This is a genomic window from Chryseobacterium sp. MP_3.2 (assembly GCF_035984805.1).
In the GTDB taxonomy this organism is placed as follows: domain Bacteria; phylum Bacteroidota; class Bacteroidia; order Flavobacteriales; family Weeksellaceae; genus Kaistella.
On the sequence record NZ_JAXCHW010000016.1, the window covers coordinates 1 to 15,850 of the forward strand.

The following is a 15,850-nucleotide window of genomic DNA, read 5'->3' on the forward strand; positions in this document are numbered from 1 at the left end:
TCGAATAATCCTTTTGAGTGCGCTTTACATAACGCGTAACTTCCTGTTCTTTCATAATGATACTTTTTGTGTATCGCTATTTCAGGACTAGACATAGTAATTTTAAGAAAACCTTTCGGTGGCAACACAGAAAGGTTTTTTTGTGCCCAATTTATTTATAAAATCGAATTCTGCGCCCCGACCTGAGTGGAGCTCCTTTTTTCCTAGCCTAACCCTCTCTTTGTGAGCAAGGTTAGGATAAGGAAAAAAGAGCGGGAACGGAGGGCGGAATTGTGCGCCCAAATTCTTACAAAAAAAACTATATTTGCCCATAATTTTTTCAAAAATGAGCACCGAAACTATTCTTATTTCATTCGTTTTCGCCTACTTTATTGGCTTATTGGTCATCTCCTATTTTACCAGCAGAAATGCAGACAACCAATCATTCTTCATCGGAAATAAAAAAAGCAAATGGTGGTTGGTGGCATTTGGAATGATCGGCACCAGTTTGAGCGGTGTCACTTTTATTTCTGTACCGGGAACGGTGGGCAAAATGACCTCTGGCGATTATCCTTTCGGTGGATTTGAATATTACATGCTCGTTATCGGTTTCTTTATCGGCTACTTTATTGTGGCTTTCGTGCTTTTACCGCTTTATTACAAAATGAATCTGACGTCGATTTACACCTATCTGGGAAGAAGATTTAACGTAGAAGCACACAAAATCGGCTCCTTATTTTTTATTATTTCGCGTTCAATTGGTGCCACTGCCAGATTATTTTTGGTAGTGAATGTGTTGCAAATATTTTTGTTAAGCGCTTTAGGAGTGCCTTTTTGGGTCACCGCCGCCATCATTTTATTGATGGTTTTACTTTACACATTTGAAGGTGGAGTTAAGACAATTGTTATTACAGATACCTTGCAAACGTCTTTTATGATCATCAGCTTAATTGCTTGTATCGTTTATATTTTATCCAGTTTAAATCTTTCTGCAGGTGAAGCGTACACCGTTCTAGCGGAGAAAAATTATACACACTTCATTAACTTTGATGTCAATTCCAAAACCTTTTTCCTGAAAACCATCTTGGGTGGAATGTTCATTACCATTGCCATGACGGGTTTGGATCAAGAGATGATGCAGAAGAATATTTCTGTAGACAACCTTCACAACTCGAAAAAAAATATGCTCACGTTTGCAGGAACTTTGTTAATCGTGAATTTGGCCTTCTTATTTTTGGGTGGTCTCCTCTACTTATTCTCCATGGCAAACGGCGCAGAATACAGCCAAATTGTAAATATCGTCAACGGTCAAGAAAGCATTTCCAATGTTTTCGGATTCAAAGATGCCGCCACAGGAAGCATTAATAACATTATGGGTGATGATTTATTTCCAGCCCTTTCCCTCAATGGTTATTTCCCTTTGTTTATTTCTGTCATATTTATTATCGGATTAATTTCTGCTTTATTTCCCTCTGCAGATGGCGCGTTAACTGCGGTTACGAGTTCTTATTGTGTGGATTTATTGAACATTAATGAAGACGAAACCAAAACAGAAAAGGAAAAGAAAAGATTGAGAATGAAAATTCACTTGATTTTTACCGTTGTTTTCTTCGTTTTAATTATGATTTTTAAAGCCATCAATGACAAATCCATTGTATATCTCATTATGGAAGTTGCGGGTTATACGTATGGACCACTTCTCGGACTTTTCGCTTTTGGAATCCTCACGAAATTTCAGATTGTTAAAAAATATGGAATCTTGGTGGTGACTTTGGTTTCGCCGGTTTTAACCTACCTCATCAACTATTTTGTGACGCATAACAGCGATTACAAAATTGGGGTGGAACTAATTATCATCAATGGTTTGCTTACATTTATTGGATTGTGGCTCATCCGTTCGAAAGAGCAGGTAAAGATTGCGTAGAAATTAGAATATTCTATTATAGAAGCTTTGCAAGTCGGTTTTCTTTAGAAAAACCTGACCCGTTTTCCGCTTTATCTTTTTTTGTGCGATCTGCGAGCGCGCCAAAAAAGGATGCCGCTGCAACCGGGGCTAAAATTAAAGCCTGTTCTTCTCTTAAAATTTTTACGGCAAAATGTTTGCTTTAGTCGTGACTAACTTCCACAGGTTTGGTCCCTTATTTTCCTAAACCTTTCTCGAACAACAAAAATATAACCGAAACTTCACTCCATGGATCAGACTCCACCTTATATTATTGCCTTTGCATATTTAGGTTTTGCGGTCACGCTCATTGCCTTTATGCCGATTTATACCAAAAAGCTAAAAATCACGTACATCATTCCGCTTCTTTTGTTGGGAATGATTCTTTATTTATCGGGAGCACCTTTACCTTGGCCAAATCCTGCGTGGGAATTTGAGACGGGCAAAATTGTGGCAGAAGTTATTGTAATCATCAGCTTAATGACGGCTGGATTAAAAATTGGAACCACTTACACCTGGAAGGATTGGAAAAAACCACTTTCCTTAATTGCCATCACCATGCCTTTGTGCATGATTGCAATTTTTCTGATTTCCTATTATATTTTACAATTAAATGGTCCAGTTTCATTGCTCTTGGCGGCAGTTTTAGCACCAACCGATCCTGTTTTGGCGAGTGACATTCAACTGGAAGAACATCAAGATGAAAAAAAGCGAAATACTGGTTTACGTTATACTTTAACGGGCGAAGCAGGGATTAATGATGGTGTCGCCTTTCCTTTTGTTTTCTTAGCCATTTTATGGTCCCAGACGACCAGTTTTTCCAGCATAGATTTGGGACACTTTGTTTGGTACTACATCATTTATAAATTAGCCGTGGGAGCAATCATTGGAGCAATTATCGGATTTATCTACAGTTATTTTATTCATAAACATGATGAAGAAAGTACCTCAAAAATTTTAGGTGGCTTTATTGCGGTGGCTCTAACATTCTTCTCTTATGGCATTGCAGAAGTTGCGCATACTTATGGCTTCATCAGTGTTTTCACAACAGGTATTTTTATCCAATTTTACCAGGCAAACCGGGCGGAAGATCGTGTAGAAAGCAAGATGCTGGAATTTGTAGAAGAAACGGAAAAAATGCTCGTCGTCTTGTGGGCCATCTTTTTTGGTGGGTCATTGCTTTCGGGAATTCTCACTTATACAGATTGGAAAGGCATTCTTTTCAGCTTAGTTATTGTGTTGGTACTGCGTCCAGTTTTTGGATATGTCGCCATGTTGACGACCAATTTCAGCACCGCAAAAAAATGGGCCATTAGCTTTTTTGGTGTTCGGGGGATTGGCAGTTTTTTCTATCTCAGTTTTGCTTTGCTCAATGGTAATTTTGAAGATTTCACACAGCTTTTCGGAATTGTGAGTTACGTAGTTTTATTCAGTATTGTGATTCATGGATTAACAAGTTTACGCGTAATCGAATATTTCAACAGTCAAGATCCAACGCAGGCTAAACCAATATCAGATCACTTCAAAAAATGAAAGAATTTTTAACATGAATTGAAAAAATATAAACTAATCCGAGCTACAAACTCGGATTTTTCACCTACTAAAGATTTATTAAATCTTAGAAAAATACATTTATTTGGTAGTGTTTTTACTTTCTTTTAAATGTAGAATGCGAAAAGATAAAACGCTTAAAAGTCAGTGAAATAATAAAGATGTTGGAAAAAGACAGTTGGTTTCTTCACAGACAAAAATGGAGTCACCGACAATTTAAACATTCTGATAAAAAAGGAACGGTAACTGTCAATGGTAAACCGAGTGAGGTATTATCGCAGATGCTTTTAAAGTATTTTCAAGCAAGCTGCCTGGAAATAATTAAAAATGGAACAGTGGAAAAAATAAAAGTGATTATTGATTGGGACGAAAATTTTGGCGCAGTCTCCGATTTAGTAGAAGGTTGTTTTGCGACCGGAAAAACATTTGATCAGATCAAAGAGAATTATGCTTCTACTTTGAAGTTTCACCTCGAAGGTTTAGAAAAATGGGAAATCCCAAAAGAATTTTCTCGAAAATACGAACTATAATTTGAACTGACCGCTCAAGCATTATTACACCGTTTTGACAAAATTCTTACGCGCGCAGCATTATCCAGAATAACCGGAATTAATGAAAGACAATTAGGGCATTACGCTTCGGGATATAGAAATCCAAAATCAGAGCAGCGAAAAAAAATTGTGGCAGCTTTTCATCAATTAGGAGAAGAACTTCTTTCTGTATCATAAACTAATCCGAGCTACAAACTCGGATTTTTGATTTCTTAAACCCATCAAAAATTCGTAAATTCGCGTGCAAATAAATCGATATAATGAGTAAATCAATTGAAGAGCTGAAATCTCTTACCACACAAATTAGAAGAGACATTTTGAGAATGGTTCACGCCGTAAATTCCGGTCATCCGGGTGGAAGTTTGGGCTGTACAGAATACTTTACCGCGCTTTATGGCAAAGTAATGAACTATCAATTACCCTTTAAAATGGAAGGCAAAAACGAAGATTTATTCTTCTTGTCCAATGGGCATATTTCGCCCGTGTTCTACTCCACTTTAGCGAGATTTGATTTTTTTCCCGTTGCAGAATTGGCAACATTTAGAAAACTAGGAACCAGATTACAAGGTCACCCAACTACGCATGATGAATTACCCGGAATCAGAATCGCTTCAGGTTCTTTGGGTCAAGGTCTGTCAGTTGCGATTGGCGCAGCTTTAGGTAAAAAATTAGACGGTGATGAAAGCTTGGTCTATGTTTTACAAGGCGATGGCGAATTGCAGGAAGGCCAAAACTGGGAAGCCTTTATGTTTGCCGCCGCTAAAAAAGTTGATAATTTAATTACTACTATTGACTACAACGGTCGTCAGATTGATGGCGATACCGATGATGTTTTAGATTTAGGAAATCTCCACGCCAAAATGGAAGCATTCGGCTGGATCGTTTTGAATGAAAAAAATGGAAACGATTTAGAAGCCGTTATAGCGATTCTTGAAAGAGCAAAAGCAGAAACTGGTAACGGAAAACCCGTGTGTATTTTACTCCATACCGAAATGGGTTACGGCGTAGATTACATGATGGGAAGTCACTCTTGGCACGGAAAAGCCCCAAATGATGCGCAACTCGACACGGCGTTCAAACAATTGTATTTAGAAGCTCCGGCTGATTATTAAACTCATATTGGCAGACAATTCCGCCTTCCACTCCCGCTTTTTTTATTGGCAACTTCGACAAGCTCAGTCACCAATAAAAAAGAGCTCCGTTCAAGTCGGGCTGCAGATGAGTTATAATTAGAAAACTCGTTATTTTAATCCGAGACATTCGGACAATTTAAAATTTAAAATTCAAAATTTAAAATTCCTCATGAAACCGCAAGGTTCCATGACTCAGTTAAAAAAAATTTAAAAGTCGTCATGAAATATACATACACAGAACAAAAAGATACAAGAAGCGGATTCGGCGCTGGATTAGCAGAATTGGCAGATAAAAACCCAAATGTCGTAGCACTTTGCGCAGACCTCATCGGTTCTCTGAAAATGGAGAAATTCATTGAAAAAGCACCCGAACGTTTTTTTCAGGTCGGGATCGCAGAAGCCAACATGATGGGAATCGCAGCAGGATTAACCATCAACGGAAAGATTCCGTTCACCGGAACTTTCGCCAACTTTTCAACCGGAAGAGTGTACGATCAGATTCGTCAGTCGATCGCTTATTCCAATAAAAACGTAAAAATTTGTGCGTCTCACGCAGGGTTAACTTTGGGTGAAGATGGCGCCACGCATCAAATTTTAGAAGACATCGGCATGATGAAAATGCTTCCCGGAATGACCGTCATCAACACTTGTGATTACAACCAAACCAAAGCAGCAACACTTGCCATCGCAGATTATGAAGGTCCCGTTTATTTAAGATTCGGACGACCAGTTGTTCCAGTTTTCATTCCAGAAGATATGCCTTTCGAGATCGGAAAAGGAATTATGCTTCAGGAAGGAACCGACGTCACCATCGTAGCAACCGGACATTTAGTTTGGGAATCTTTACTGGCTGCAGATGCCTTGGAGAAAGAAGGAATTTCTTGTGAAGTCATTAATATTCACACCATCAAACCTTTAGACGAAGAGATCATCTTAAAGTCTGTAGAAAAAACCGGAAGAATTGTAACGGCCGAAGAACACAACTATATCGGAGGTTTAGGAGAATCCGTTGCCGGAATGTTGTCCCGTAGAAGACCAACCATTCAGGAATTTGTAGCCGTAAATGATACGTTCGGAGAATCTGCCACTCCAGTAGAATTGATGAAGAAATACGGAATTGATTCTGACGCGGTGATTGCAGCGGTGAAGAGAATTATGGAGAGATAGTTTCTTTTAAAATATAATTTTATGAACACGTCTATTGGCGTGTTTTTATTTAAATTATAATAAAGATTATTTTAAAACGCTAAAAAAATCTATGCAGTTTTTTTGAGAATTATTTGGTATTTTAGCTTCATAATAATACACTATTATTATAAATACACTCTTAGATTTGCGTGGTTTTATATTACTTTATTACACATAAAACTTAATTAACCGCAAGCTTGTGAGACCAAAATCAACATAAAATAGATCTACAATATGACAGAACAAGAAATTAAAAATGGAATCAAAGATGTTTGTGAAATTTCGACAGAAATAGCAACTCTTTATGCCGACAATAATGCTTTAGTAGCAAAACTAAATTCAGTCCCACAAGACGAACTACAAAAGGCATCAGATTATTATGATTCTCGTTCTGGCGTTATTGTAGATTTAAGAAAAGACGTTTTAAAATATCTTACAGAGGGCAATAAACTTGACCTAGCAACTCTTGAAGGATTTATTGTAAAGCACAAGACTGGAAAGGAAAATCAATATCGTGCCTACAAAAACTATTTTTCAATTTTTTTTCCAATTATTACTTTTTACGGACACAATCCAATAAGAATATTTATTTCTGAATTTATTTCTGAAATAATCAATCGCCTCGACTTAAGCGGAAAAGTCAAGCAAATATACTTTGACTTTCAAGGAGCAAGGCAACAAGGAAGTGACAGACTTTGGTTTGCAATATTCAACAACAAACAAGCAACACAATCGACAGGCTTACAAATTTTTGCAGACTTTCATCATGGAACAATTAAGTACGGTGTTTATAGACATTCAGACGAATCATATATAAAAGGTCCAATTGAAGTATCTCCAGAAAATTTTGATTTTGAAGAGATGATAAAGTTGTATTCGGACAACAAACAACTGATAATCGATGATGAGCCGATAAAGGATAAATTGGTGACTATTCCACTTAATCAAAAAAGACTTTATAAAATATCACATGGATCCTTTAAAACAAAAGCTAATGAAAGTATTAGAGATATATTTAAAGAAAATCAGTGGATTGTAATTCACGAAAATACTGGAAAAGGTCAAGCAGAATCCTTTAAAAATGATTTAACAGAAGGAGATTATGTTTATATTACAATAGGAGGAAATAAATTATTTACAATTGCAAAAGTTAAGGCAGGTTCATGGGGTTATGTTCCGGAAGACATAACAAATGAAAACGGATGGATATATAGAGAAGTGGAATATGTAAAATCAGCAATTAATACTGATACTTCCAACTTGAAGATTTTAAGAGGAGATATTTATCCCAGTGGCAACAGCACATTAACTGAAGTGAAAATAGATAGAATAGAAGAAGTAAACAAAAACATTTTTACGCCTCATTTTGGTGTGGAATTTATTTCAGAAGGTTCAACAAAAATTAAAACTCATGGCGAATTACAGAAGCATCCAAACAATATTATTTTATTTGGACCTCCTGGAACTGGAAAAACATACAATAGCATTGACAAAGCAGTAGAAATTGTTAATGGTATTAAAAGTAATCATGAGGAGAGTAAAGTAATTTTTGACCAGTTAAAAAAAGAAGGTCAAATAGAATTTGTAACATTTCATCAAAACTATTCCTACGAAGATTTTATGGTTGGAATAAGACCAGATATTGAGTTCGAACATCTGCGTTTCAAACCCTATAAAGGAATTTTTTATGAGATAGCAAGAAGAGCAAAGGAGAATTATTCTGCTTCAAAAGAGCAAACTGCATTAGCAAAATCCTTTGATCAAGTTTTCAATGAAATAATTAAACCAATTGAAGAAAAAAATGAAAATATTGAAATCACAATGGTTTCAGGACTTAAATATAAAATCACTGATGTAAGTGACACGACAATTCATTTTACAAAACCATCTGGAGGTAATCAACACACTTTAAGTATTCAAACGCTTCAAGATGTAGTTGAGGAAATTAAAGAAGTAACGTCTGGACTTTCTGTTTACTACAATCCATTAGCTAAACTAATACTAGAAAAAAGAAAACCGTCAGGAAGCGGAGAAAAGGAAAAACTCAAAAATTTTGTATTAATAATTGATGAGATTAATCGCGCAAATATTTCAAAGGTATTTGGCGAATTAATTACACTTTTGGAAGAAGACAAAAGAATTGATGCTAAAAACGAGTTGCGTCTTACATTGCCAAACGGAGATAAAGAATTTGGTGTGCCACCAAATCTATATTTGGTTGGTACAATGAATACTGCTGATAAATCAATTGCCTTGATTGATATTGCTCTTAGGAGGCGTTTCGAATTTATTGGATACTTTCCTGATTATAGCAAGTTGGAAGAAAGTGATGGCGACTTTCTAAAGCATATCAATAAAGAAATATATTATCGTAAAAAATCTGCCGATTATTTAATCGGACACGCATATTTTATGACAGGTCTTGATACTTTTAAAGTTATCAAGAACAAAATCATACCGCTATTAATGGAGTATTTTTCAGGAAAAACGGAGATTGTTCAAGAGATTTTTAAGAACAGTTCGTGGGGAGTAAAATACGATATTGAAAAGTATGATTGGATTATTCAACCTGCAAGCTAATGTTTACTCTTTTTGAATATGGCCAGCAAATTTCAGTAAAAGACAGAATTGGTCTTGAAGAATACTTACGTTTTCTATGGCAAGATTATAAAAACTTGTGGGTTGATGAAAATCAAGAAACGGAAAATATAAATAGCTCAAATTATCAACCTTTCATTGCTTTTGATGGCAATAAAGCTAAAGCAAACAATTTTGTCGGCTTCATAAATTGTAATAATGACTCATTGGAAATTTATCCAAAAGTCTTTCAAAACATGCAATATCCAAATAAGGATTTAATGCATAGGCATTTGTTCTATTGGTTTAGCTATTGTAGGAAAATAAAATTCCCCTTTAATCAATCTTTTCTTGACAACTTTGAAATTGACCGTTTCCCTGAATTAATTATTTATTTAATCGGAAAGCAAATCAATGAAACTGTATCTGCAAAACTATTCTCTGCATATGAGGAAGTAGAAGATGCATTATCGACTCCAAGAGGAAAAATTAACTTTAATAGATATACAGCAAGCTTATCTTATGGCAGACATCAATTTATTGATTGCGATTATGAGCCTTTCGTATATGACAATAATGTCAATAGAATTATTAAACATTGCGTTCGACTGTTATTGACACAAACGACAATACCTGAAACACAAAGAATACTTTATGAAATCATACACATACTTGATGAAGTTGAAGACCAAACCTATTCAATAAGCCAATTAAATCAAATCCGAATACCAACTCTATTTTACGAATACGAAGAGGTTATACAATGCTGTAGAATGATTCTTGAAAATCAGATTTATTCTCATGCGGAATATGAAATGAAGAATTGGAGTTTGCTATTTCCAATGGAATATGTTTTTGAAGATTTCATCTCAGGATTTTTAAAAAACCATTTTAGCAACGACTTTCAAATTGAATCTCAAAAATCGGAACTATATCTTCATCAAAATCCTAAAACATTTAACTTACAACACGATATTCTATTAACCAATAAGAAAACTAAAGAGAAGATAATTATCGACACAAAGTATAAGACTAGATGGGATTTGAAATCATCCGATAACAAAAAAGGTGTTTCTCAGGCAGACCTGTATCAAATGATTAGTTACGCATATCGAAGAGGAACAGACAAAGTAATTCTAATTTATCCGAACACCTCTGAAAAATTAGCCGAAGATTATGTCTTCAAAATTCAGAAATCAAATGAAAATGAGGAAATAAAAATCAAAATCGTTGATGTTCCATTTTGGTCTTCGGTAGACCATTATGAAATTGAAACAAATTTATTAATCAAGCTTGACAATGTCCTACGAAATGACTTTTAAACAAATAAAACAATAAGGCCAGACCACGTTGCTGCCGCACGATTCCATCGTGTGGTATACAGAATACATAATTTCTCAATTATAATTTTAATCATTCATTTTTAATGATGAGTACACGAAATGATTCGTGCGGCAGATAAGGGAAATTGTTGAAAATATTATAGAAATTAAAAAAGAAAATCCTTCTTTAGACACATCAGATTTAGAAACCCAAATCGATCAACTCGTTTATCAATTGAATGATTTAACCGAAGAAGAAATTGCCATCGTAGAAAATTCTTCGAAATAAAGGTCTTTAAATTAGAGCGTTTTTTATCCCGGAATTACCCATTAAACTGAGCCGATTAAAATCCATAATCGGCTCAATATTTTCCTAAATCCTTCGAAAATCCTTATCTGTATTACTTCAAAAAACAGAAATCACCATGAATAATATTAAACTATTTGAAGAAAAAAAAGGTCGTTCTCACTGGGATGAAGAAAATGAAACATGGTTTTTCTCCATTGTTGATGTAATAGCAATTCTTACAGAAAGTGCAAATCTGCAGGTTTATTGGAGAGTGATGAAAAAGCGTCTTTTGGCAGAAGGAAATGAAACCGTTACAAATTGTAACGCTTTGAAAATGGAAGCTGCAGATGGAAAAATGCGAATGACAGATGTTGCAGATACAGAGCAATTACTTCGCCTCATTCAATCCATTTCTTCCCCGAAGGCAGAACCTTTCAAACAATGGTTAGCAAAAGTGGGTTATGAAAGAATGCAGGAAATTCAAAATCCGGAAATGGGTTTAGATCGCGCCCGAGAAAATTGGCAAAAATTACGGAGAAGCGAAAAATGGATTCAGCAAAGAATGACGGGTCAAGATACGCGAAATAAACTCACTGATTATTGGAAAGAAAACGAAGTTTCAAAATCTGATGAAATGGAGAGAAGCGGAATTCTTGAGCTCCATTAAAAAAATATAAATCGGCGAAAAATTTGCTTTTTTAACGAACGTCATTCATCAAGAATGGACAGGACTGACCGTAAAAAATCACAAAAATCTGAAAGGATTGAAAACGCAAAATTTGCGGGATCACATGAGTGAAGCGGAATTAATTTTCACAGCCTTAGCCGAACTTTCCACCAGACAAATCGCCGAAGCAGAAATCGCAAAAGGCATTATACAAAATGCGAAAGCTGGCAAAAAAGGTGGGACTGTTGCAAAAAATGCCAGAAAAGAATTAGAATCAAAAACAGGAAAAAAGGTGATCACTGGCGAAAATTTTTTACCGCCTGCAAAAGATAAAAAGAAATTGAAATAAAAGCCACGGAACATCCGTATACAGCTCCCGCAAGAATTGTGGGAAATCAAGTTTTCTATTCTCCAGAAAATCCTGCTTAATCTTGACAAGGTTCTTTAAAGAAATGCGATAAACTTTGTCAAAGATTTCAAACTTTGACAAAGACAAGGAATACTATTTACAATGAACCGACCAGAAAACCCCACCATCTGTAGTATTATTAGTTCCACCACAAAGAGAGCTGTATTCATTCTTTTAAATTAATCGGTGGTCCTTTTTAAACTCTAAAATTTAATAATCACCAAATAGTTCTCATTCTGACGAAGGAAGAATCTCTATCAAAACAAAATGAGATGCTTCACTACATTACATTTCGTTCCACATGACAGAGAAAATATTTTTACGAAAAATTCATTTTACACGTCGTTCTTTCCAGATTTCATAAGTTACCCACGTTAAAAAAAATTGGTTTGAGCTCTTGATGGATCGTCAAAATCGATCTTTAATTTTTTTTAAACGACTCCTTTGGAAAGAAAAAAAATCCTTACCCAACATTATTTTCGCTTCATCACTGCATCAATGCTCGTTGGTTTGGCATGTGCATTATTGGCATTTACTTTAAAATATCTAACGGAATATTTTGAACGTCATCTTTTCAAATTTATTCAAGGAAAATATTCCGCACTCTTCATCGTTCTGCCGACTATTGGAATTACCGCCCTCTTTTTTTGAAGAAAATATTTTTTTTCAAAACCGCAAGAATAAAAGAATTGCTGAAATCTATAAAACCCTGGATCAGCGAAAAAATCATTTACCTTTATTCAAAATTCCGTCGCATTTTGTCAATGGATTTTTGATTGTTATTTTTGGCGGTTCCACTGGAATCGAAGTTTCTACGATAGTGGCAACCGCAACAATTGGAAATTATGCGTACGAAAAAGAATTTTCCGCCAGAATGTACAAACGCGAACTCATTTGTGCGGGAGTCGTATCGGGAGTTGCCATTTTATTTACAAGTCCTTTGGCAGGATTTTTATTTGCGATGGAAGTGATTTCGCGGAAAATTAGAAAATCTTTAATCATTGCCAGCACCACTTCAGCTTTGGTCAGTTGGATTTTCATTGAACTTCTTAATTCCGAAACCATTTTAACCAATCCAATCACGGAATGGACCGTTTCCGCAATTCCCTACTTTATTATTCTGAGCATTTTGGGTGGAATCCTTTCTGTTTATTTCAAGCTCTTAGTCACCAGAATGAAAAAGATTTTCGGGAATATTTCTAATAATTTTATCCGGGTGAATCTTGGCGCAATCGCAGTGGGAACTATAATTTATTTTTTTCCTAGTTTGTACGGTGACAGTTATTATGGATTGAGAGAAATCTTAGCGCAACCATTAGCGGCGCCTACCTTATCGGTGATTTTTCTTTTACTAATCGCGTTTTTAAAACCTTTAGCTGTCTCTTTAACATTGGGAGCAGGCGGTGATGGGGGCGTTTTCGTACCTAGTATTGTTGCGGGCGCTTTTCTCGGATTACTGGTGGCTTTTGTGGGAAATAATTATTTCGGACTGCAATTGATTTCGCTCAATTTTGCGCTGATCGGCGCAGCCGCAACTTTGTCCGCCTCGCTTTATGCGCCCTTTACTTCGGTGGTTTCAATTTGTAATCTTTTACCCAATGGATATGTTTTATTTGCGCCCATTTTGGTTTGCTTTTTCATATCTTGTATCGTTGCAAAATGGATTTTACCGTATAATGTTTATACTTATGATTTCTATTTAAATTCTAAAACCTCATCTCAATAACTTCAACTTTGACTTTTTTTAACCACAAAAGTCACAAAATAAAGGTGGAAATTATTTCGGTGCAAAAGTGCACAACAAGTCACTTCTTAGGAATTTTTTTTAATTTTTTGGCTATTAATTAACCTCAAACTTTTGTGACTATTGCGGCAAAAATTGAGAAAGTTTATGGTTTAAAAGTAGAAATCCACTTCAAAAAATTTGAAGTGGATTTCAATAAAAAACAGAAAATTTACTTAAACGTCTTTTCCAGCTCAATAGCTTTTGGGAAAAGAATATTGTTTTCTAAATGAATGTGGGTATGCAAATCTTTTTCAAAATCTTCGAGCATTTTATAAGTCACTTGATAGGTTCCACATGCATCTGCGGGGAATTGATAATTATTAGTCAGGTTCTCAATTTTTACAAATAGGTCACCTACTACAGTATGCTCATGTTTCATCATGGCAACAGGACTTTCTACCGTTCCAAAATGTGGAATGACCAAGTCTTCACCTTTTTGTTTGGAACTTACCATTTTTTTGATGAAAGGGAAAAGAATCAACTCTTCTTTCTTCATATGTGAGGCTAACTCTCCAGCAATTTCGATAAATACACTGTTGATTTCAAATAATTCCGGATGTCTGTCACCGTGCACTTTGCAGAGCTTATCCAGATATTGAAGGAGCACCGTAGAATTTTCTTCAACATAGCGGTGATGCGTTTTTTCTACATAATCTGCCAACAAATCCAAAGGCCAAGAATTAAAATCAATTCCCCCCGCTTGCAGGTCAGAGATATTTTCTAAATCTTTATAAATATCTGCAGGTTCTACTTTTTTATTTTCGCAGGCTTCTTCAATTGTTCTATTGCCTTTGCAGCAGAAATCAATTTTATATTTTCTAAAAACTTGTGCTGCTCTGAAATCTTCTGCAACAAATTCTCCGATGGTTTTTTCTTTCGTTAACATAATTCTTTGATTTAAATGATGCCTCAAAGGTAAAACAATATTTTATATCGGACAACTTTATCCTCTTTAATTTTGATGAAGTTAATATTTTGTAATTTAAAATTTTAAAAAAAAAGAAAAGAAGTGATGGTTTACGCTACTTAAGCCAAGCTAACCCGTTTTGCGTTTTCAAAGCGAGGTCATGAAAAGTATATTTATGGGTCATCAAAATTAATCCATCTCGCACTACTTTAAAATCATCATGAACAGGACAAGGATTAAGCGAGGAACATTTATGAAGTCCCAAACCGCAATTGGTAAACAATCCATCTCCATCAAAAATTTCAACTACTCGGAAAATGGTTACTGCTTTTTGCTTTTCGATGTCGAACATAAAACCGCCCTGTTTTCCCCGGATGGAGCGTAAAATATCTTCTCTGCAAAGTTGCTGCAGAATTTTTGCGGTAAAAGCCACGGGTGCATTCACAGAGGCAGAAACATCTTTTACATTCGCACTCCGATGCTGCAGACTTTGCTGCGCAATGTAGATGGACGCTTTGATGGCATATTCACAGGCTTTAGAAAACATAGAATATTATTTAAAGAATTTCCATTTCGGAATGAAGGCGAGTAATCCGATGGATACAAAAAGAAACAGATTGGTTACATCGGTATATAAAAAAGTATTCAGATAATAATGGTGGATCATATAATGAGAAATCACTGCGGCAGGAAAAAGGAAGACCCCAATTTTTCGATAAAAAAAGATGAGAATTAAACCAGTAATCATTAAAATATCTACGGAAAAAATGAGGATAAAATACCAAAAAGGAATATTTATCTCCTGCTGCTGAAGATACTCATCAACATCAATCCCAATTCCCATAAAAGTAAAAATCAAAAGCGCAATTAGAGAGAGTATAAATCCCATGTCTTTTTTGGGACTTTCATTAGCAAATTCATTATTCATAGGGTAAAATTAAAAAAACTTCTGAATAAATTCAAAAGTTTTTATTATTCTTAATTCGGGTAGAAATTAAATAGAAACAGCGTCAATCAATCTATTTTTGTCAGAAATATATTCTTCCATAGAAATCATACTTTCTGTTCTCATCACATCTTGAATGTCATCAATTTGGTAAATGATTCTTTTCGCATCTTCTGTATTCTTGGCTCTGATTTTACAGAAAATGTTATATTTTCCTGAAATTACACTGGCTTCAATCACATTTGGAATGGTAGTCAATTCTTTCAAAACTTCTTGAGTTCTATTGGATTTTGTTAAAAGAATTCCAATAAATGCGGTAAAGTGATAATCTAATTTAGCGTAGTCAATGGTTAAAGAAGAACCTAAAATAATTCCAGCGTCTTCCATTTTCTTTACTCTCACGTGGATTGTACCTGCAGAAACATTCATTTGTTTCGCGATTTCCGTGAAGGGCATCCGTGTATTTTCTACTAAGAAATCTAAAATTTCTTTATCTATTTGGTCTAATTGGTAATTCATATCTGATTTTGTAAATTTAATAATGGGAGTACAATATTTTTGCAAATTTACGAAAAAATATTAATACTAGAAATTTTACCCAAA

Annotated in this window: 16 protein-coding genes; 12 read left to right on the forward strand and 4 right to left on the reverse strand. The window is 35.1% G+C overall.

Going from position 1 to position 15,850, the window contains the following annotated elements; genetic code table 11:
- Positions 1-325 precede the first annotated feature (325 nt).
- The 12 genes from RCH13_RS13605 (at position 326) to RCH13_RS13660 (ending at position 13,334) form a co-directional block, all read left to right on the forward strand.
- The gene (locus RCH13_RS13605; protein WP_326987800.1) at positions 326-1,903 is read left to right on the forward strand and encodes a sodium:solute symporter; all 1,578 of its coding nucleotides are present in this window, start codon (positions 326-328) and stop codon (positions 1,901-1,903) included.
- A gap of 267 nt (positions 1,904-2,170) precedes the next feature.
- Positions 2,171-3,454 carry a cation:proton antiporter gene (locus RCH13_RS13610; RefSeq protein WP_326987801.1) on the forward strand — a complete coding sequence of 428 codons (1,284 nt, stop codon included), beginning with the start codon at positions 2,171-2,173 and terminating at the stop codon, positions 3,452-3,454.
- Between the two features lie 179 nt (positions 3,455-3,633).
- Positions 3,634-4,002, forward strand: a complete 369-nt coding sequence (locus RCH13_RS13615; RefSeq protein WP_326987802.1) for a type II toxin-antitoxin system HicA family toxin — start codon at positions 3,634-3,636, stop codon at positions 4,000-4,002.
- Positions 4,003-4,283: 281 nt separating this feature from the next.
- Positions 4,284-5,135, forward strand: coding sequence for a transketolase (locus tag RCH13_RS13620; RefSeq protein WP_326987803.1), 852 nt, complete (start codon positions 4,284-4,286; stop codon positions 5,133-5,135).
- A gap of 240 nt (positions 5,136-5,375) precedes the next feature.
- On the forward strand, positions 5,376-6,323 hold the full coding sequence (locus tag RCH13_RS13625) for a transketolase family protein (protein ID WP_326987804.1): 948 nt from the start codon (positions 5,376-5,378) through the stop codon (positions 6,321-6,323).
- Positions 6,324-6,578: 255 nt separating this feature from the next.
- Positions 6,579-8,924 (forward strand): McrB family protein, encoded by a 2,346-nt coding sequence (locus RCH13_RS13630; protein ID WP_326987805.1) that lies wholly within the window; start codon positions 6,579-6,581, stop codon positions 8,922-8,924.
- Complete coding sequence (locus RCH13_RS13635) at positions 8,924-10,243, forward strand: McrC family protein (protein WP_326987806.1); 1,320 nt, start codon at positions 8,924-8,926, stop codon at positions 10,241-10,243. Before RCH13_RS13630 ends, RCH13_RS13635 begins: the two co-directional genes overlap by 1 nt.
- Positions 10,244-10,370: 127 nt before the next feature.
- Entirely contained in the window at positions 10,371-10,532 is a 162-nt protein-coding gene (locus RCH13_RS13640; protein WP_326987807.1) for a hypothetical protein, read from the forward strand.
- Positions 10,533-10,668: 136 nt separating this feature from the next.
- A complete protein-coding gene (locus RCH13_RS13645; protein WP_326987808.1) occupies positions 10,669-11,199 on the forward strand; it encodes a BRO-N domain-containing protein in 531 nt (176 codons plus the stop codon).
- 97 nt (positions 11,200-11,296) lie between these two features.
- Complete coding sequence (locus tag RCH13_RS13650; RefSeq protein WP_326987809.1) at positions 11,297-11,548, forward strand: hypothetical protein; 252 nt, start codon at positions 11,297-11,299, stop codon at positions 11,546-11,548.
- A gap of 504 nt (positions 11,549-12,052) precedes the next feature.
- Positions 12,053-12,259, forward strand: coding sequence for a hypothetical protein (locus tag RCH13_RS13655; protein ID WP_326987810.1), 207 nt, complete (start codon positions 12,053-12,055; stop codon positions 12,257-12,259).
- Complete coding sequence (locus RCH13_RS13660) at positions 12,234-13,334, forward strand: chloride channel protein (protein ID WP_326987811.1); 1,101 nt, start codon at positions 12,234-12,236, stop codon at positions 13,332-13,334. Before RCH13_RS13655 ends, RCH13_RS13660 begins: the two co-directional genes overlap by 26 nt.
- Positions 13,335-13,563: 229 nt before the next feature.
- Here RCH13_RS13660 and ric read toward each other — a convergent pair whose 3' ends face one another.
- The 4 genes from ric to RCH13_RS13680 all read right to left on the reverse strand — a co-directional run bounded on the left by ric (position 13,564) and on the right by RCH13_RS13680 (position 15,766).
- Complete coding sequence (gene ric / locus RCH13_RS13665; protein WP_326987812.1) at positions 13,564-14,280, reverse strand: iron-sulfur cluster repair di-iron protein; 717 nt, start codon at positions 14,278-14,280, stop codon at positions 13,564-13,566.
- Positions 14,281-14,416: 136 nt separating this feature from the next.
- Positions 14,417-14,848 (reverse strand): RrF2 family transcriptional regulator, encoded by a 432-nt coding sequence (locus RCH13_RS13670; protein WP_326987813.1) that lies wholly within the window; start codon positions 14,846-14,848, stop codon positions 14,417-14,419.
- Between the two features lie 6 nt (positions 14,849-14,854).
- On the reverse strand, positions 14,855-15,229 hold the full coding sequence (locus RCH13_RS13675) for a hypothetical protein (RefSeq protein ID WP_326987814.1): 375 nt from the start codon (positions 15,227-15,229) through the stop codon (positions 14,855-14,857).
- 66 nt (positions 15,230-15,295) lie between these two features.
- On the reverse strand, positions 15,296-15,766 hold the full coding sequence (locus RCH13_RS13680; RefSeq protein WP_326987815.1) for an Lrp/AsnC family transcriptional regulator: 471 nt from the start codon (positions 15,764-15,766) through the stop codon (positions 15,296-15,298).
- Between the last annotated feature and the right edge of the window lie 84 nt (positions 15,767-15,850).